This window comes from Chryseobacterium sp. KBW03, assembly GCF_003852415.1.
Taxonomy (GTDB): domain Bacteria; phylum Bacteroidota; class Bacteroidia; order Flavobacteriales; family Weeksellaceae; genus Chryseobacterium; species Chryseobacterium viscerum.
In genome coordinates, this window is record NZ_QAJO01000003.1 from 768,640 (window position 1) to 788,097 (window position 19,458).

The following is a 19,458-nucleotide window of genomic DNA, read 5'->3' on the forward strand; positions in this document are numbered from 1 at the left end:
CTATGGCACAGAAACAATTGACACAAAAGGAAAAAAGAATCAACAAGTCCATTACTTTACTGGCCTGGATCCTGATCATCAGTGGAATTACGGGTATGGTTAGCTTTTATCTTTTTTCGAGAAAAAATGTTACGACCAATGATGCGCAGATCGAGCAGTATATTACGCCTGTATCCAGTAAGGTTTCCGGGTTTATTAAAACAATAAAGTTTAATGAAAATCAGTTTGTGCGTAAAGGTGACACTTTAATCGTCATAGACAACAGAGAGTTTGTGAATCAGGTGAATATGGCAGAAGCCAACCTTCATGCTAATGCAGCAACCATAAGTACTATTGAAAGCGGTGTAAATACCAAAGAAAGTGATACTAAGATCATTGATGCTAAAATTGCTTCCGCTAAAATTGATATCTGGCGAACAGAACAGGATTATAAAAGATATAAAAATCTACTGGCAGAAGGGGCAGCAACAGAACAGGAATTTGAAAATATAAAAGCGTCTTATGACCAGTCAAAAACTAATCTCCTGGCGCTGGAACAACAGAAAAACTCAGTAAGAGCCGGAGCCAATGAACAACAGACTAAAGTGGCTCCCGTTAAAAGCCAGATTCAGCAGAGTTCTGCCAGCCTGAACAATGCTAAGCTTTATCTTTCTTATACCGTGATTACCGCTCCGTATGATGGATGGGTTGGAAAAAAGACCATTCAGGAAGGACAATTGATCAAAGAAGGACAAGCCCTGGTACAGATTGTCAGCAAAGAAAAATGGATCATCGCCAATTATAAAGAAACACAGCTTGGGCAGATTGATCAGAAGCAGGAAGTAATCATCACTGCAGATGCTTATCCCGATGTTGAATTTAAAGGAAAAATCCTTTCCGTTTCTCCTGCGTCAGGATCACAGTTTTCTTTGGTAAAACCGGATAATGCCACCGGAAACTTTGTAAAAATAGAACAGAGATTCCCTGTTAAAATTATTCTTGATAATAATAAAGACAACGAAAAACTGCTTTCCGGAATGAATGTTCTGGTGAGTGCGAAGAAAATATAAGTTTGAGTATGGGAGGGTTTTAGAGTTTTAGAGTACAAAATCACCTTTCAATTGACACATTTCGGACTTTCAAATTAAATTATTTTTTTAGCGAAAAGGCAAAAGGGCAATATAACAGATCTGCGAATTTTTTCTTGAGCATATTTGTCATTTTACCTTTTACACTTTTATCCCTTTTGTCTTTTCGCTTTTTTTAAATCTGGCTCAATAGCAATGTGCCATTTCTTTTTCTAAGCTTAGTGCTTTCCAAAAATTATGCAACATAATACAGTTTATCATAAATGGGTACCACAATGGCTGAAACTGCCTTTGCTTATATTGGCATTGTTTCCCCACCTGATGTTGTTGTCGCTTTTGCATTCCAATAGCGCCTTCACGTCTTCTTTTATGGATGTAGATTCAGACGACATCCAATACTTAATGATTTTGATGTACGGGACATTTGTGGTTACCCTTTTAGTTTTACAGCGGTTTATGGCTTATTTCAGCGTAAAATATTATGTCCTGCTGATGGCCTCTGTTTCAGTGATTATTCTTTATGTTTTATCGGTTACCCATGATTATCATGTTATTCTGGTGATTCGCTTCTTAGAAGGTATTTTTGGATTATTGGAAGGGGCCATTTTTCTTCCCCTGATTATTGCCGAACTAAAAACAAGGCATGCTAAAGTTGTAGCGTATCTCTTTATGTATACGATCATGCTGACCGGAGGAACAATCACTACTTCTCTGTTAAAATCAAGCATTGAAAATTACGATTTCCAGCATATGATCCTGATGATGCTTTATTTTCATGTATTTGTACTCATCATTGGTATTGCCTTATTCAACAAAAACAGATTTTTCCCTAAAAAACCTTTATACCAATTGGATATTACCAGCTGGTTTTTACTTTGGGCATGCCTGCAGGCTGGCGGATATGCCATTATTTATGGTAAAAGACTCATGTGGTTTGAGTCTGATACTGTTATCATGTGCTTGTTTGTATTCCTGCTTTCCGGAGGATTATTCATGCTTAAGCAGAGAAACTCCAAAAGACCGCTGTTTCACTTTGAAGTTTTCAGTTCAAAAAATGTGATTGCAGGAATGATTCTGTTTTTCATTTTTTATCTCATCCGCTCAGGGCTTAATAATGTATACAGCATTATGGCAACCGTATGGAAATGGCCATGGGATTATATTGTAAACATCCAGTATTGGAATGTTGCAGGAACTCTTTTGGGGGTATTATTATCGGGAATCTGTCTGGTTCGCGGGGTTTCTTCGAGAATTGTTTTCTTCACAGGATTCCTTTTGCTTGCCATTGATTGTGCATGGTTTACGTACACTTTTTACCCTGACACTACCCTTTCCACCATTTGTCCGCCTTTATTTTTGCAGGGTGTGGCTCAGGGACTATTATTTACTCCGTTGGTTTTCTTTTTAATTTCAGCTACACCGGAAGAATATGTTGCCAATGCTACAGCTTTAGGAACTACAACCCGTTTCTGGACAACAGCCATCGGGTACGCTTTGATGCAGAACCTGATGTTATTTTTAACCTTAAAACATTCTGATACACTGAGTTCTAATCTCATCGATACCAATCCCGTTTTTTACAGTCAATGGAGCCAGCTTTTCGGATCTAATATTTCAAAACTTCCGGTCAATGAATCGCTATCTATGACAGCAGGCGCTTTTAAAGCTAAAATAATGGCTCAGTCTATTCTTCTTTCCAACATGGAAATTTTCACAGGACTGTTCTGGCTGGCACTTGTTACGGCAATCGGTCTACTGCTTTATCATCCTGTAAAGATCGCCGTAAGGAATATTATGTAGAGTTACTCTCCCCAAAAAGACCAAACTGTTCCGTTGAAAACAGCCAGTTGCTTTTTTTGAGTATCATATACCATCATACCCGCTGCAGGAGAAATGATATTGAGGTGAGGAGAAGCTACTTTAGGTAAAATCATAGCCTTATTATTGTCTTCCAACACCAGAATTCCGGGAACAGACGACGGTGATCCTATGGAAACTTTTGCGTCCGGATGGTCTGTTAAATTATCCTGCAGACTCGTATCAGCAGTGCCCGCTGCATCCACTGAAAGATCTTTCCAAAGATTATTCTGATAGACTTTTACCTTCATATCTGAGGTATCAAAGATCAGAGTACCATTCACCACATTCTGAATACCGGCTGTATTTGCTGCCCAGGGAAGAACAAGCCCTCTGTTTTCATTTCCAAACTCAATAGATGATGAAGCTGATTCTAAAGTCGTTTTTCCCAAAGCAACCTGAGCATTAAAACTCCCCGAAGCCATTATTGTAATTATTATTAAAGCTGTTTTTTTCATAACTATTCAGTTTTTCTATTAATCAGGACAGGTTTGGGTATTAAAACATTTCCAACCCGTAGCGGTTCCGTTAATGTTGACCTGCAAACAATTTTGTGAAGTATTATACACAATCATTCCTTCTTTGAGGTCTGCCTGCGGAATTGCAGCTACCTGAGCATCCGTAAGCCTGTTAAGAACAAAACCTTTATTCTTCGATTCCAATACTGTCCACGCTCCTTTTCTTACACCCGGCCAGCTATTTGTACCATTATTTGCCCTGTTCAATGAAGTAATTCCAAAATCTGAAGAAAGTACTGTACCCGCTGTCACAGCAGGCTTATAACAAGGGACAGCCCCTTGAATCGTTACCGTCACCGTTGCTGTATCACAATTTGATGGAGAAGCAGTCTGGCAGATCTGATAGACCAAAGTATAAGTTCCCGGAGCTGTACCCGGAGCTGCCAGAATATGACCATCGGAAATATTCAGTGAGATATTTGTATTTGAAGTGGATATCTGGGACAAAATAACATTGGAAAGTGTTGCCTGTGCCCCGCCATAAGTTTCAAAGTCATTATCCAAAACAATTCCTACAGAAGACCCTCCTGCAACAATTGTGTATGTATCATCTACCGCCATTGGGGGCAGAGCACCATTAATTGCAGGACAAAATCCCGGATTGATGATCAAAGGCGCACTACAGCTGTTTGTAGAAGCACAATCATAGGTAACATTGGTCAGGAAACTCGGAGTACTGTTCATAAAAACGGTACTTGGATCCGATACTCCCGTAGTTCTTCTAAAATCAAGATTAGGCCCCAATGCCACATTTCCTACCTGAATAGGATTTTGCAACACTACATATCCTTTTTTTGTGGATGAAGAAGGTCCCTGAATCGCAGCATTTCCTCCCTGAAATTGGTTCAGTGCCAATTCCCCCTCATTATAAATAACCGCATCAGCAGGTGCATTGTTCATATTTCCGTTAGAGGTAAAAAGCCCAAAATTATAAATTTCGCTGCTGTTTCCTGATAAATTGATATCTCCTCCTACTGTAAAAAATCCTGTATTAATAATCTTCCCGCCATTAATATTAAATCCGTTCTGAGATATAATGGTACCGCAATTGACATAGACACTCTGCTCACTATTTCCATAGTTCCCGCTGATTAATATCAATCCGCCTCCTTCGTTCCTGAACAAAGTCGTGGCAGAACTGCTCATATTCAGGTTCCCATTGATATTCAGATTTCCGTAATTATCTATTGTATTGGTCGTATTATCTCCTAACTGTAAAACTCCCAGCTCAATAAGGCCTTCATTTACAATTTTATTAACCTGCCCGTCAATCGTCAGATTTCCATTCCCTCCTCCTACTATTATATTTCCAGTATTGTAAACATGTACATCGAGATCAGCAACACTCGTTATTGTTTGGTTAAAATTAAGAGTTCCATGCACTTCAAAACTCACCGGAGCATTGGTAACGCCACTTATATTATTCTGAAACTGTAAGGTAACACCGGAAGCAATACAAATCTTAGAGTTTGTTCCAAAAGTCGGATTATTGAATGTCATATCAGAACTGAAACAAACTGTTGTATTATCGGGAAAATGATAATTAGGATCTGTAGGGTTTTGAATGCCACAATTTGTACATTGTGCGTAACTGAAATAACAAAAGAGTAAGGGGAACACATAGAACAATTTTCTCATCCTCAAATTTTAAATAATTAAAATTACAATATTTTTTATCACCAACCAATGAGTTTTCTAAGATTCGCAATTCTATTCATTAAAATATAATGTTATCTAATTTTTTATTAAATTAATACTCCATTATTATTAATAAATTTCCCAGTAATACTATCTTGGAAATAAGAACGTTTAATATAAAAATCACCCATGGAAATTGAAAGTATCCTACTGAAGCAACGAGATTTTTTTGCCACCCAGCAAACCAAAAGTCTTACTTTCCGGAAAATGTATCTTGAAAAGCTTAAAAGTCTTATTATTTCTAATGAGAATATGCTGTATGAAGCGATTAACAAAGATTTCGGAAAATCAAAATTTGATACTTTCACGACAGAATTGTCCTTTATTCTGAATGATATTAATTATTATCTCAAGCATTTAAAATCTCTTTCAAAACCTAAAAAAGTAAGTACCAATCTTCCTAATCAACTAGGAAGCAGTAAAATTCATGCTGATCCTTTGGGTTGTACTTTGGTTATCGGAGCCTGGAATTATCCTTATCAGTTATCACTTTCCCCTCTTATTGCAGCCATAGCGGCCGGAAACTGCTGTATTCTTAAGCCCAGCGAAATCGCTGAAAATACGATGAAAGCTATGGCATCCATCATCAATGAAAATTTTCCTCCTGAATATCTATATGTATATGAAGGCGGTATTGACGAAACTACGGTTCTTCTGCGATTAAAATTTGATAAAATATTCTTTACCGGAAGTACCAAAGTAGGAAAGATCGTTTACAAAGCTGCTGCAGAGCATCTTACTCCCGTAGTCCTTGAATTGGGCGGAAAGTCTCCTGCTATCGTTACCAAAAATGCCAATCTCGAAATCGCTGCCAAAAGAATTGTCTGGGGGAAATTTCTCAATGCCGGACAAACCTGTGTAGCTCCCGATTATCTGTTGGTAGAAGAAACTATTCAGGAGCAATTTCTGGAAATGCTAAGGAAATACATCAAAGAATTCAGATATGATTCCGATTCTGAACAATATACAAGAATCATTAATCAAAGGAATTTTCAGCGCCTTATACGCTTAATTGATAAGGAAAAACTCTATTCCGGGGGAAACTTCAATGAAGAAAAGCTGTACATAGAACCCACAATTCTGAATCATGTAGATTGGAATGATGAGATCATGCAGGAAGAAATTTTCGGTCCGCTCCTGCCTGTTATCAGTTTTCAGAATTACAATGCCGCACTGAATTCTATTCTGGAACTTGAAAAACCTCTAGCCGCTTATCTTTTTACGAATAATTCTGAAGAAAAAGAGATGTTTACCCGGAGATTGTCTTTCGGAGGAGGCTGTATTAACGATACTATTATGCATTTAAGCAATGATAATCTGCCATTTGGAGGGGTGGGAAACTCAGGAACAGGAAATTATCACGGGAAATATGGTTTTGAAGCCTTTTCCCATCAAAAATCTGTTCTCGAAAAAGCTACCTGGGGTGAACCCAATATCAAATATCCGCCTTATTCTGAAAAGAAATTAAGCTGGATTAAAAAATTGCTTTAATTTCTCCCTAATCGGGGATTTTAAATAAAAAAACAATATATTTACAGCCTAAACTAAATTTATAACCCATGAAAAATTTAAAAAAATTATCAAGAGAAAAATTAAGTAAACTAGCAGGAGGACTATCATGTGCTTCATCTTGTTCAGATGGAGGTATGGTATATATAAGTTCTTGCTCTTCATGCATCCAATATTCAGGTGGAGCGGCTTGTTATGATGCCAATGGAAGAGGTGCAATCCGTGTGGAAAATTGTGCTTAAGACGATAAAAAACAAAAAAACCTTTCTATTTTTAGAAAGGTTTTTCTTTTAAAGGACTTTTCCTTTTTCCAGAAATTCTTTTACTTTTTCTTTACTATATCCTTTTCCTTCTTCCAAAACCTCACTCTGCTGAACATGAATCTTTTTACCCTCTTTATCTAAAATGATGAAGAAAGGATAAAATTGTTGTTCTTTAATATTGATATATTGAGCAAAAACTTTTTCATTCTTATTCTCAGGAGAATAGTTCAGGTGATAGTATACATAATTTTTATCTGCGATCTCCTTCAGTTCAGGGGTATTCTGTACAAAGTTATTAAAACGAAGGCACCAGATACACCAGTTTCCACCAGCCTGGATCATTACATTCTTACCTTCTTTCTTAGCCTGAGCGACTAATTTAATTATATCTGCCTGTGCATCTGCTTTTGGATCATATGGTTTAGGAAGCTTAGCTTTTTCTTCAGCCGCTTTTTTCTTAGCATCCAATTCTGCCTGCCCAGTCGGTACGATAAGCGCCGTTTTTTGCTTTCCTTTATCTGGTGAATTCTTTACATCCTGTGAAAAAGCCAGAGTACTTAATCCCACGAAAGCTAATATTGTCAATTTTTTCATAACATTAAAAGTAAAAAAAATAATATAATATCCCTCTGCAAAAATAGAACCATAATTTTATTATCACTAAATTTGCCTGTTTTATGAATTTCCTAATCAAAATATTATATCTGATCTCTAAGCTTCCGCTTAAAATATTGTATATTTTTTCGGACGTCATCTTCTTCCTAAATTATTATCTCGTAGGATATAGAAAAGAGGTCATTACTCAGAACCTGAGAAACTCATTTCCAGAGAAATCTGAAGAAGAGATCAAAGAGATACGAAAAAAATTCTACCTTAATTTTTCAGATTATCTGGTAGAAACTATAAAATCCTTCAGTATTTCTGAGACAGAGGCCCGGGTGAGAATGCAGCATATCAATCAGGAGTTGTTTCATGAAGCTAAGAAGGAAGGTAAAAATATTATCCTGCTGGCAGGACATGTTTTCAATTGGGAATGGATCAATGCATTGGCAAAGATTGTTCCCCAGGCTCACTGTCACCCTGTATACAGAAAGGTGAATAATGACTTTTGGGAGAATCAGATGAAGAAGGTCCGAAACAAATTCGGAAATGAAGCATTGGAAGCCAATGAAGTAATTCTGAATATTTTCCGATCCAAAAACAATGGTGAATCAGCCTATATGTTTGTTGCTGACCAGACTCCTCACCATGCTCATGTCACTTATGGATTAGAATTTTTGAACCAACGAACTCCCGCTTTTATAGGATACGATAAACTCGCTACAAGAATGGATCTTGTTATTATCTATTGCGAGATGAAGAAGGTGAAACGGGGTTATTATCAGGTTAATTATCACAGAATATATCCGGATGGCGAAAAATTCACGGAAAATGAAGTCGTGAGAAAGTTTCATAAATTATTGGAAAATACACTGCATAAAAATCCGGACAACTATCTTTGGTCACACAGAAAATGGAAATATCAGGACTCTATCAAAAATTTTGATTCTGAAAAAAATTAGATTGAAATGCAGAAAAAACTGGCAGTTGCCATCTTAAACTGGAACGGCAGAAATTGGCTTGAGAAATTTCTTCCGGGTGTAGTTCAATTTTCCCGGAATGCGGATATTTATGTTATTGACAATCTTTCTACAGATGATTCTATAGATTTCTTACAAAAGAACTTCCCCACAGTACGCATTATTAAAAATGATAAAAACTACGGGTTTGCAGGCGGCTATAATGAAGGATTACAATCAATCAAAAATGAATACTACTGTCTTCTCAATTCTGATGTAGAAGTTACAGAGAACTGGATAGAACCGGCTTTGGAATTATTGGAAAAGAATCCCGCAGCTTCCGCAGTACAGCCTAAAATCTTATCCTATCATAATAGAAATTCTTTCGAATTTGCCGGAGCAGCCGGTGGTTTGATTGATAATCTTGGATATCCTTATTGCAGAGGAAGAGTTTTTGATGATCTGGAAGAAGACAAAGGGCAATATAATGATGAAACAGAAATCTTCTGGGCATCAGGATGCTGTTTATTTATCCGTTCAAAAGATTTCTGGGAGCAGAATGGTTTCGATGCAAGGTTTTTTGCCCATCAGGAAGAAATTGATTTGTGCTGGAGGCTCATCAATTCTGGAAAAAAGATTTATTATACCGGAAAATCCAGCGTATATCATGTGGGCGGTGGAACGCTCAACAAGCAGAGTGCGCAAAAGACCTATCTCAACATCAGAAATAACCTTTCTATGATGCTTAAGAATCTTCCTTTTCCTCAATTGATCTGGCTTATTTTTTTCAGATTATGTCTGGATAGTGTTGCCGGAATTTATTTTGGATTAAAACATGGCTTCCCACACCTGTGGGCGGTAGTAAGGGCTCATTTCGGATTCTACGCACAACTTCCGGGAACATGGAAACTGCGTCAGAAAAATCAGAAGCAGCAGTTCTATCAATCGAAATGGCTGATTTTTAAACATTTTTTGGGAGGAAGGTAGAAGATAAAAGGTGGCAGGTAATAGGTTGTGGGAATTAGGAAAATACAAATATCTGTAATACTAAGGACTGGGAACTGTTATGAGAGAAACCTATACGTTTCATCACTTTGAACCTAAAGCATTAAATTCTACACTAGAGGACCAACAACCAATTTATAATTTATACCTTTAAAACAATGGATTTCTGTGCAATAGATTTTGAAACGGCCACTCACGAGAAAAGTTCAGCTTGTGAGATGGGAATTTGTGTAGTACAGGATTCTAAAATTGTGGAAACTAAAACCTGGCTGATCAAGCCTCCTAGCTTTCCTTATTTCAGTAGATTCAATATTGCGGTGCATGGAATTCATCCTGAAGATGTAAAAGACGCACCGAGTTTTGATGAAGTATGGTATGAAGCTCAGGAAATGATGTATGGCAGTCTTATGATTGCTCATAATGCAGGTTTTGATGCTTCTGTCTTAAGAGGATGTCTTCAGCATTATGGGATGTTTACACCCAATCTGAACTACCTGTGCAGCATACAGCTTGCGAAAAAATCATGGAATTACCTTCCGAAATACGGCTTAAAACCATTGGCAGAATATCACAAAATTGATTTTACCCACCACAGAGCGGGAGCTGATGCTGAAGTATGTGCCAAGATCTCGCTACTGGCTTTTGAGAAATTGTTTCTCACCAGTAATGATGAAGTAAACGATTATATGAAAGCGAAAATCAAAAAGCTTTAATAAGAACCCGGGTTCTTAGTCTGCAATTTATTAATCATTAATTACTCAACACTTCAGACAACAGATTGAATTTCGGAATATCAATCTCAAATGTCTCCTGTGTTTCCAGGTTTTTAACCAGGTATTTTCCGCTCATATTTCCTACTCCGGAACGAAGCATTACATTGGAGAAGTAAGCGAAATTTTCACCTGTTCCTATTTCAGGAGTAAGGCCGATTACGCCATCACCTATAATCTCTGTGTATCCAAATCCTACATCAAAAATTAACCATTTTCTTTTCAATACTTTGATAGGAAAGCTTCCGTCATTTTCTATCGTGATATTGTATTTAAAAACGTAACGGTTTTCGGATGGATAACTGTTTTTACTATCATATTCAGGTATTACTGAAACTTTGATATTGGAAGTCATTTTTGAAAACATCATTGTAGTATTTTCTTAATAAATACAAAAATCTCGCCTTTTTGAGGCGAGATTATATATTTATGTTAAAAATTTATTAAAACTTATAATCCAAGGCCTTTTCTTTCGTCACCTCCCATTAATATTCCAACAGGATTGTCGATACCTTCTTTTACCGCTACAAGGAATCCTACAGATTCTTTTCCGTCGATAATTCTGTGGTCATAAGACATTGCTACGTACATCATTGGTCTGATTACTACCTGCCCGTCAACAGCAACCGGTCTCTGGATGATGTTGTGCATTCCTAAGATTGCAGATTGTGGAGGGTTGATGATCGGTGTAGACAACATAGATCCGAAAGTACCACCATTTGTAATAGTAAACGTACCACCAGTCATTTCGTCAACAGTAATTTTACCGTCTCTTACTTTTGTAGCAAGATCCTTGATGTTTGCTTCAACTCCGCTGAAAGACATGTTTTCTGCATTTCTCAATACAGGAACCATTAATCCTTTAGGACCTGAAACTGCAATTGAAATATCGCAGAAGTCATAGTTTATTTTGAAATCTCCGTCGATAGATGCATTTACATCCGGATACATTTGTAATGCTCTTGTAACAGCTTTTGTAAAGAAAGACATGAAACCAAGTCCCACTCCATGTTTCTGAGCAAATTCTTCTTTATATAGTTTTCTTAATCTGAAGATTTCAGACATATCCACTTCGTTGAAAGTCGTCAACATTGCTGTTTCGTTCTTTACAGAAACCAGTCTTTGAGCGATTTTTCTTCTTAACACTGAAAGTTTAGTCGTAGTGGTAGTTCTTGCCCCTGTTGCTGTAGAAGGAGTTCCTCCTAATGCAGGAACAGCTGCTAATTCAGCATCAGTTTTAGTAATTCTTCCGTCTCTTCCTGTTCCTGAAACCTGACCAGCATTCATTCCTTTTTCATCAAGGATTTTCTTTGCAGCCGGAGATGGAGCTCCTGTTGCATAAGTTTGTGGTGCAGCTACCGGAGCAGCTGGTTTTGGAGCTTCTTGTTTAGCAGGCTCAGCAGCTTTCGGAGCTTCTTCCTGTTTTGGAGCTTCAGCAGCAGGTGCAGCACCCTCTGGTCTTGCAGCATCCATATCAATTAAACAAACTACCTGACCTACCTGTACTACCTCACCTTCTTCTGCTTTTAAAGTGATCACACCACTTTGTTCTGCAGGCAATTCAAGAGTTGCTTTATCTGAATCCACTTCGGCGATTGGTTGATCTTTTTCTACATAATCACCATCTTTTACTAGCCAAGTTGCAATTTCAACTTCTGTAATTGATTCGCCCGGTGAAGGAACTTTCATTTCTAAAACTGACATATCGAGTATTTTTTATTTTTTAATGGAATATTATTTAAATTAAGCTGTAACTGGTCTTTTTGCCGGAGCATCATCTCTGTCGAAAACTCTGTTGATTACGGCATTTTGATTTTTCTCAAACATTTTGTGGCTACCTGGAGCCGGAGCACCGCTTGGTACCGGAGCTACTACCTGAATACCTGTATCTCTGAAGTTTCTCAGGATATAAGACCAAGCCCCCATGTTTTCAGGTTCTTCCTGAGCCCACACCAATTGTTTTCTGTTTTCATATTTGTTGAAGATCGCTTCAATAGCATCTGCCTGAAGTGGATATAACTGCTCGAATCTTACTAATGCAATATTTTCACAATTAAGTTCTTCTTTCTTCGCCAATAATTCGAAGTATAATTTACCTGAACAAAGAACTACTTTTTCTACTTTTTTAGGATCTGCAGTAGGATCGTCTAAGATTGGCTGGAATGAACCGGTTGCAAAATCTTCAAGCGGAGAAACAACTTTAGGGTGTCTCAATAAAGATTTAGGGCTCATTACGATCAATGGTTTTCTGAATCCCCATTTCAACTGTCTTCTCAATAAGTGGAAGTAGTTGGCAGGTGAAGTAATATTGGCTACCACCATGTTTTCATTAGCACAAAGGGTAAGGAATCTCTCCAATCTTGCTGAAGAGTGCTCAGCACCCTGTCCTTCTGAACCGTGAGGCAATAGCATTATTAATCCGTTCTGGATTTTCCATTTTTCTTCTGCAGCCGCTAGATATTGGTCAACGATAATCTGAGCACCGTTCACGAAATCTCCGAACTGAGCTTCCCAGATTGTTAATGTATTAGGAGAAGCCATTGCATATCCATAGTCGAAACCTAAAACACCGTATTCTGAAAGGTGAGAGTTGAATACATCAAATCTGCTTTCTGATACGTGTCTTAACGGGATATATTCTTCTTCTGTATCTTCAGTTTTTACTACCGCGTGTCTGTGAGAGAATGTACCTCTTTCTACATCTTCTCCAGAGATTCTTACGTTGTGACCTTCTACAAGGAGTGTTGCATAAGCTAACCACTCTCCTAGCGCCCAGTCTAATGAATTACCTTCAATAGCTTTGATACGGTTTTCGAAAAGTCTTGTAATTTTATTGATGAATTTCTTATCAACTGGAAGTGTTGACATTTTAAGCGCCAATTCTTTCAGTTTTGCGATATCATATTTTGTATCAACCGGCAGCTGAACAGCACCTCTTTTTCCGATTGGATAGTTTGTCCAGTCTTCAGCCATGAACAAATCCATTACGTTCTTCTCAATTTCTTTTGAAGCATCAAAGTCTTTATCTAAAAGAGCTTTGAATTCCGTTTCCATTTTAGCAATTACATCATTGGAAGTAACGCTGTCTTTAAGTAATTTATCTTTATAAATTTCCCTTGGATTCGGGTGTTTTGAGATGGATTTATATAAGTTAGGCTGAGTAAATCTTGGCTCATCCCCTTCGTTATGTCCGTATTTTCTATATCCTAAAAGGTCAATATAAACATCTTTTCCGAATTTTGCTCTGAAATCAGCAGCAAAGTGAATAGCATGAACAACCGCTTCAGCATCGTCAGCATTCACGTGCATTACAGGAGATTCTGTAACTTTTGCGATGTCTGTACAATATGTTGAAGATCTTGCATCCATATAGTTTGTTGTAAATGAAACCTGGTTATTTACAACGATATGAACTGTACCTCCTGTTCTGTATCCTTCCAATGTCATCATCTGAGCCACTTCATAAGCAATACCCTGTCCGGCAATAGCTCCATCTCCATGGATAATGATTGGCAATACTTTAGAATAATCTTTGTATTTATCATCTACTTTTGCACGGCAGATACCTTCTACCAGAGCAGCAACTGTTTCAAGGTGAGATGGGTTTGGAGTAAGGTTGATACAAACTTCTTCTCCTGAAGCTGTTTTGATCTTTTTAGAAGATCCTAAGTGATATTTAACGTCACCTGAGAATACATCCTCTTCGAATTCTTTACCTTCAAATTCTGAGAAAATCTGCTTGTAAGATTTTCCGAAAATATTCGTCAGTACATTCAGTCTTCCTCTGTGAGCCATTCCTAATACCACTTCATCTACTCCTAACTGAGAAGATCTTGAGATCAATTGATCTAAAGCCGGGATTAATGTTTCTCCTCCTTCTAATGAGAATCTTTTCTGACCTACAAATTTTGTATGAAGATAATTTTCAAAGGCAACAGCCTGGTTTAATTTTAATAAGATTTCTGTTTTTTCATTCGCAGAAAGATTCGGGTGGTTTTCGTTTACCTGAAGCCATCTCTTGATAAAATCTTTTTCTTCAACATTGTTGATATGCATATATTCTACTCCGATAGAATCACAGTAGATGCTTTCAAGATGCTTGATCAAATCTGCTAAAGTAGCAGGCTCTTTCATTCCTGTTTCAACAGCACAGTTGAATTTTGTATTTAAGTCTTCTTTAGAAAGACCAAAGTTTTCGATGTCTAAAGTAGGTGTGTAATGTCTTCTTTCTCTAACTGGGTTAGTTTTTGTAAAAAGGTGTCCTCTTGTTCTGTAAGCCTCAATAAGGTTTACTACTTTAAATTCTTTTTTGATGTGCTCAGGAACTTCTCCATTTGATACCGCCTGAGAAATCTGTTGTACTGCCGGGGCAGCATTGGCCGAAGCCTGGATAAATTGAATGCTATCGTCATCTCCATAGTTCTCTAAAGCAAAATCGAAGCCTTGAAAGAAAGCTTTCCATGATGGTTCTAGAGAGTCCGGGAATTTTAAGTATTGTTGGTATAAATCCTCAATTAACTGAGAATGAGCTGCGTTTAGGAATGAAAATCTGTCCATTATTACAGTTTATCTATTTATTAAAATTTATTTGTAGAATTAATCTTCAAATTTAATAAAAAAAACCGAGTTAGAACAGTCTCAAACCGTTAAAAAAACTTAAGAAAAAAATAATTAAAGGAAATTTACTTATATACTGATAATGAGAGCTTAACATTAGTATCCTGTCCTTCCATCGGACGTTCAATAAAGGTCTGACGAATCTCATTGAAGCGCATCTCGTCTTTTTTGGCTTTCTGAATCAACTGCTGGATTGCCCGAATTCGTCCCTCATAGTTGCCTTTATAGTAAATAACGTAATTTTGAGATGGATTTACGGACCTAAAATTGAAATTGTTATCAGATACTCCAATTTTCTTAGAAAGTGGAATTCCGAGGAAATAAGAAACCTCCTTGTCTTTGTAATTATCCGCATCAGTGATCAGGATCGGATATCCGAATTCATCATCTTTTTTACCAAGGTCCATCGTCACGAAATTGTAAACTTTGTTATAATTCATCACGATATTTTTGTAAAGAGCATCTTTTTTGTTGGATGTACTCACATTGATCCCCAACAACTGCTTGTCTTCTTCTTTTTCCACCATCAGACTGTCATATTTGATGGCTGCCATCTGGTTATCTTTTTCTACTTTATTTCCTAAAGAGTTTTTAAGATTCGCCATGCTTTTGTCGATATTTTCAGCAAAGCGGTCTTCCGTCCAGAAGTTCTCTACCCTTCTCCAAACAGATAGTTTAGGGGTATGTACGTACCAGATTATTTTTGTTTTCTCTGCAGAAACCGGCTTAAATTTAACGTCAACCAGTGTTGGGTTTTCATTTTCATCCTGAAAAAGCTGATATTTCAGAGTCTTGTTAAGATTCTCATATCTGATGAACATTTCCCCATCGCTATCATTTTTAGGATCCACATAGCTGATAGCACTTCCCTGTCCTTCATAAGGCGTATAATAATCTATGTCTATAGATTGTGAACTGGTAAAGAAGTTGTTCCATCTTGTAAAGTTCTGAAGATTATTAAACTGAGCAAAAACTTTATCCACAGGATAATCGATCTCTTTTTCAATCGTGAAATTTTTGCTTTCCTCCACAAAATAGTACATGGAAGCAGCATAAGCTCCCCCCAACAGAACAATGATAAAAGTTAATATCTTAAAAATACGCATCGCACAAAAGTAATACAAATAAAAAAAGTGACCAATATGCTGATCACTCTGATTTTATGTTTAACAATAATTAACCTAGTTTATGGCTGGAAGCTGGGTGAAGGAAGCTCGATGTTACTATCAGGCGATAAATACTAATCCTTTTTTGATTAAAAATATTCGACCTTACCCAATAAACCTGAATTTTATATGATAAAATCTCTGGTCATTCTTCGTCCTTAATAACTTCCATCTTCCAGCATCCATCTTCCTTTCTCTTACCCTATATGGGTTCCCGGCGCCACTACAGCTCCTTTTTTCACTACCACAATCCCATCCTGTACCGAATAGGTTCCATAATCTCCATCCGGGATATGTTTTCCTCCAATAATCTTCACATTGTCACCAATATAACAGTTTTTATCAAGGATTGCTTTTTCTATATAACAATATTTTCCGATCCCCATATTAGGGCGGCCACTTCTGTCGTTCAGAACAATTTCTGTTGTATTCTGGTAAAAATCAGCACCCATGACATAGGAATTCACAATCGTACTTCCTTTATCAATTCTCGTTCTGTTTCCGATCACCGAATTTTCAATTTTATCTGCCATGATGATACATCCGTCTCCAAAAACTGCCTTACTCACATAAGATCCGTTGATTTTTGATGGAGGAAGCATCCTTGCTCTGGTATAGATTGGAGAAGAAGAGAAAAGATTAAACTGTGGCAGATCCAGACAAAGGTCAAGATTGGCTTCGTAAAAAGATTCTATGGTTCCGATATCTGTCCAATAGCCTTCATACTGATAGCTCAAGGTCTTGTATTTCCCAATAGAACTTGGAATAATATCTTTTCCAAAGTCATCACCTGCTCCTTCATCAAACATTTTTTTAAGGATACTCTTGGTAAAAATATAGATTCCCATAGAAGCCAGATATTCTTTTCCGGCGCGTTTATTTTCTTCTGAAACTTCAGATTGCAGCCCTTCCAGCATATCATAATCGGGCTTTTCATAGAAAGAGGTAATATTTCCTTCATCATCCGATTTTAAGATCCCAAAACCAGTGGCATCTTTTGCATTCACCGGAATGGTTGCAATAGTAAGATCCCCTCCGTTTTCGATATGAAAATCGAGCATTTCCCTGAAATCCATCTGATACAGCTGATCTCCTGAAAGAATCAGGATATAGTCATAATCATATTTTTCAAGGTGTTTCATCGACTGGCGTACAGCATCTGCCGTTCCCTGATACCAGCTTTCATTTTCTACATTCTGTTCGGCTGCCAGAATATCAACAAAACCTTTACTGAAAATATCAAAGTGGTAAGAATTCTTGATGTGTGAATTGAGGGAAGCAGAATTAAACTGCGTTAAAACCAAAATCTTATTCAATCCCGAATTCAGACAGTTTGAAATAGGAATATCTACCAGTCTGTATTTTCCTGCGATAGGTACAGCAGGTTTTGATCTGGAATACGTTAACGGGAATAGCCTTGTCCCTCTGCCTCCTCCTAAAACAATGGAGATTACATTTCGATTCATAAATATCTTGCGTTTTTTTATTTTATTAAGTTTACTGTTCTATTCTTAGTGTTCACTGCTACTTTAAAGCATTCTTTATTTTCATATTTCAGATTCGGATTAACCACTACCACTTCGTATTGTCCCTGATCATTAAGTTCTTTAACTTCTTTATCCACATTATCAATGGGAATATTGTGATCTCTCAGCATACTCCTGAATAATTTATTTACAATCAAAACATCCATTACATCAGCGCTTTTTAAGACAAAACCTTCTAAGTCCTGATCATATTTTGCTTCCCATCCTTTACCATATTTCTTTGTAATGGCAGCCAAGGTTTTATTATTTGCTCTGATTACTTTTTTTCCCGATTCTTCATCAATAATACATCCTCCGGCATCTACTATTTTTATTTTCCACTTTTCAGAAATGCCATTAGCTGCTTCTTCACCGTACCCATCTTTAAGTCCGTATCCATATAACCAGAAATAACCATTACGAAGTCCATCGTCTTCCTTTTTACAGGACGAGATTATGATTACTATGAATAAAAAGGAAAAAAACTTTGCCATTTTAGCTATTATATAAAGCTATGTATTTTTCCGCAGATTTCTCCCATGCAAAATCAAAATTCATGTTGGCATGGATAAGTTCTTTCATCACTCCTTTTTGATTATAAATTGCCATTGCCCTGTTCATCGCATGTACAACATCATCTACACCCGGATAAGTAAAATTTAGTCCTGCTCCACCGGTTGAAATATCTTCTACGGTATCTCTAAGGCCGCCCGTATATCTTACTACAGGAACGGTTCCGTATCTCATGGAATACATTTGATTCAGTCCGCAAGGCTCAACTCTGGAAGGCATCAAAAGAAAATCTGCCGAGGCGTATATCTTATGAGAAAGATGTTCTTTATATCCCAGATCCAGGGCAAAATTGGTGTAGGTATAGTCGTATTCTTTCAGTTTATTTTCAATGTAGGTGTTTCCTGAACCGAGAATCATAATATTTAAAGCTCCATAACTTTGTTTGATGCTTCGCCATACTACATCCGGCAGCAAATCTGCTCCTTTTTCTGTGGCAAATCTTCCAATAAACGCAAAAAGAGGAAGCTCAGGCTTCAGTCCATACTCCTTACACAGTTTTTCTTTATTTTTTTTCTTCTGAGCGACTGCATTTTTACTGTTAAAATTAAAATCCAGCATCGGATCGGTTTCGGGATTCCAGACTTCTGCATCAATACCGTTGATAATACCGTATGCTTTCCCGAATTCCTGACGAACGAGGCTTTCCAGTCCGCGGAAGCTTATAAAAAGTTCTTCCAGATATCCTTCGGAGACGGTAGTAAAGGCATCGGCACATTTGATCATACTTGCCAATGGATTCATAAATCCATTCCAGTCCATTTGTCCCCATTTGTAAGAATCAAAAGAAGGCATATAATTCGCCATATTCCAGCTCATCATTCCCTGATATTCACCGTTGTGGATGGTACCTATTGTTTTTACTCCTTTTAAGAATTCAAATTCCGGGCAGTTCTCTACCATAAAGGGAACCAATCCGGTATGATAATCATGGCAGTGCAGTACATCGGGACGGATTTCCATAGCACACAACCAATGCAATACCCCATGTTGAAAAGCCAGAAACTGGAAACTTTCATCCTGGTATCCATAAGGATTGTCCCTGTCTAATAATCCGGGGATTTTCACCATGTATAATTCAAATCCCAGAACATTTGTTTTTTCTTTCATGACCTGAACCTTCAACATATCAGGTCCCTGATGAATAAACCCATCAAAAACCAGATCAAATTCATGTTCATAAACAAAAGGTTTATTGTACCATGGCATCACCACCTTGGCATCTATTCCTTTTATTTTATTCTGATATTTCGGAAGTGCTCCAACTACATCCGCAAGACCTCCTACTTTGGCTACAGGATAACATTCTGTGCTTAAATGATAAATAACCATC

General features: G+C 37.3%; 17 protein-coding genes. 7 read left to right on the plus strand and 10 right to left on the minus strand.

The window, feature by feature from the left end:
* Positions 1-2 precede the first annotated feature (2 nt).
* Both DBR39_RS07435 and DBR39_RS07440 read left to right on the plus strand, forming a co-directional pair.
* Positions 3-1,049 carry an HlyD family secretion protein gene (locus DBR39_RS07435; protein ID WP_124531842.1) on the plus strand — a complete coding sequence of 349 codons (1,047 nt, stop codon included), beginning with the start codon at positions 3-5 and terminating at the stop codon, positions 1,047-1,049.
* Positions 1,050-1,304: 255 nt separating this feature from the next.
* A complete protein-coding gene (locus DBR39_RS07440) occupies positions 1,305-2,867 on the plus strand; it encodes a hypothetical protein (RefSeq protein WP_124531844.1) in 1,563 nt (520 codons plus the stop codon).
* 2 nt (positions 2,868-2,869) lie between these two features.
* Here DBR39_RS07440 and DBR39_RS07445 read toward each other — a convergent pair whose 3' ends face one another.
* A complete protein-coding gene (locus DBR39_RS07445; protein ID WP_124531846.1) occupies positions 2,870-3,382 on the minus strand; it encodes a hypothetical protein in 513 nt (170 codons plus the stop codon).
* 18 nt (positions 3,383-3,400) lie between these two features.
* Entirely contained in the window at positions 3,401-5,080 is a 1,680-nt protein-coding gene (locus DBR39_RS07450) for a hypothetical protein (RefSeq protein ID WP_124531848.1), read from the minus strand.
* A gap of 189 nt (positions 5,081-5,269) precedes the next feature.
* Between DBR39_RS07450 and DBR39_RS07455 the strand changes: the two genes are divergently transcribed.
* Positions 5,270-6,631: an aldehyde dehydrogenase gene (locus DBR39_RS07455; RefSeq protein ID WP_124531850.1), complete on the plus strand. Its 1,362-nt coding sequence runs from the start codon at positions 5,270-5,272 to the stop codon at positions 6,629-6,631.
* 68 nt (positions 6,632-6,699) lie between these two features.
* Positions 6,700-6,891 carry a bacteriocin-like protein gene (locus DBR39_RS07460; protein ID WP_124531852.1) on the plus strand — a complete coding sequence of 64 codons (192 nt, stop codon included), beginning with the start codon at positions 6,700-6,702 and terminating at the stop codon, positions 6,889-6,891.
* A gap of 48 nt (positions 6,892-6,939) precedes the next feature.
* On the opposite strand, the gene DBR39_RS07465 is transcribed toward DBR39_RS07460, so the two are convergent.
* Positions 6,940-7,506 (minus strand): thioredoxin family protein, encoded by a 567-nt coding sequence (locus tag DBR39_RS07465; RefSeq protein ID WP_124531854.1) that lies wholly within the window; start codon positions 7,504-7,506, stop codon positions 6,940-6,942.
* A gap of 83 nt (positions 7,507-7,589) precedes the next feature.
* On the opposite strand from DBR39_RS07465, the gene DBR39_RS07470 reads away from it, so the two are divergent.
* The 3 genes from DBR39_RS07470 (at position 7,590) to DBR39_RS07480 (ending at position 10,189) form a co-directional block, all read left to right on the plus strand.
* Positions 7,590-8,474: a lysophospholipid acyltransferase family protein gene (locus DBR39_RS07470; protein WP_124531856.1), complete on the plus strand. Its 885-nt coding sequence runs from the start codon at positions 7,590-7,592 to the stop codon at positions 8,472-8,474.
* A 6-nt stretch (positions 8,475-8,480) separates the two neighbouring features.
* Entirely contained in the window at positions 8,481-9,458 is a 978-nt protein-coding gene (locus DBR39_RS07475) for a glycosyltransferase family 2 protein (RefSeq protein WP_124531858.1), read from the plus strand.
* 176 nt (positions 9,459-9,634) lie between these two features.
* Positions 9,635-10,189, plus strand: a complete 555-nt coding sequence (locus DBR39_RS07480) for a 3'-5' exonuclease (RefSeq protein WP_124531861.1) — start codon at positions 9,635-9,637, stop codon at positions 10,187-10,189.
* A gap of 37 nt (positions 10,190-10,226) precedes the next feature.
* Here DBR39_RS07480 and apaG read toward each other — a convergent pair whose 3' ends face one another.
* From apaG to DBR39_RS07515, 7 genes are all read right to left on the minus strand, one after another.
* The gene (gene apaG, locus DBR39_RS07485; RefSeq protein WP_065398091.1) at positions 10,227-10,616 is read right to left on the minus strand and encodes a Co2+/Mg2+ efflux protein ApaG; all 390 of its coding nucleotides are present in this window, start codon (positions 10,614-10,616) and stop codon (positions 10,227-10,229) included.
* Between the two features lie 80 nt (positions 10,617-10,696).
* Positions 10,697-11,950 (minus strand): 2-oxoglutarate dehydrogenase complex dihydrolipoyllysine-residue succinyltransferase, encoded by a 1,254-nt coding sequence (odhB, locus tag DBR39_RS07490; protein ID WP_124531863.1) that lies wholly within the window; start codon positions 11,948-11,950, stop codon positions 10,697-10,699.
* Positions 11,951-11,989: 39 nt separating this feature from the next.
* Positions 11,990-14,803, minus strand: coding sequence for a 2-oxoglutarate dehydrogenase E1 component (locus tag DBR39_RS07495; RefSeq protein ID WP_124531865.1), 2,814 nt, complete (start codon positions 14,801-14,803; stop codon positions 11,990-11,992).
* 125 nt (positions 14,804-14,928) lie between these two features.
* Positions 14,929-15,969, minus strand: a complete 1,041-nt coding sequence (locus DBR39_RS07500; RefSeq protein ID WP_124531867.1) for an SRPBCC domain-containing protein — start codon at positions 15,967-15,969, stop codon at positions 14,929-14,931.
* Positions 15,970-16,226: 257 nt separating this feature from the next.
* Positions 16,227-17,495 (minus strand): glucose-1-phosphate adenylyltransferase, encoded by a 1,269-nt coding sequence (locus DBR39_RS07505; RefSeq protein WP_124531869.1) that lies wholly within the window; start codon positions 17,493-17,495, stop codon positions 16,227-16,229.
* Between the two features lie 17 nt (positions 17,496-17,512).
* Positions 17,513-18,049, minus strand: a complete 537-nt coding sequence (locus DBR39_RS07510) for a hypothetical protein (protein WP_124531871.1) — start codon at positions 18,047-18,049, stop codon at positions 17,513-17,515.
* Between the two features lies 1 nt (position 18,050).
* The gene (locus DBR39_RS07515; RefSeq protein ID WP_124531873.1) at positions 18,051-19,457 is read right to left on the minus strand and encodes a glycogen synthase; all 1,407 of its coding nucleotides are present in this window, start codon (positions 19,455-19,457) and stop codon (positions 18,051-18,053) included.
* Position 19,458 lies beyond the last annotated feature (1 nt).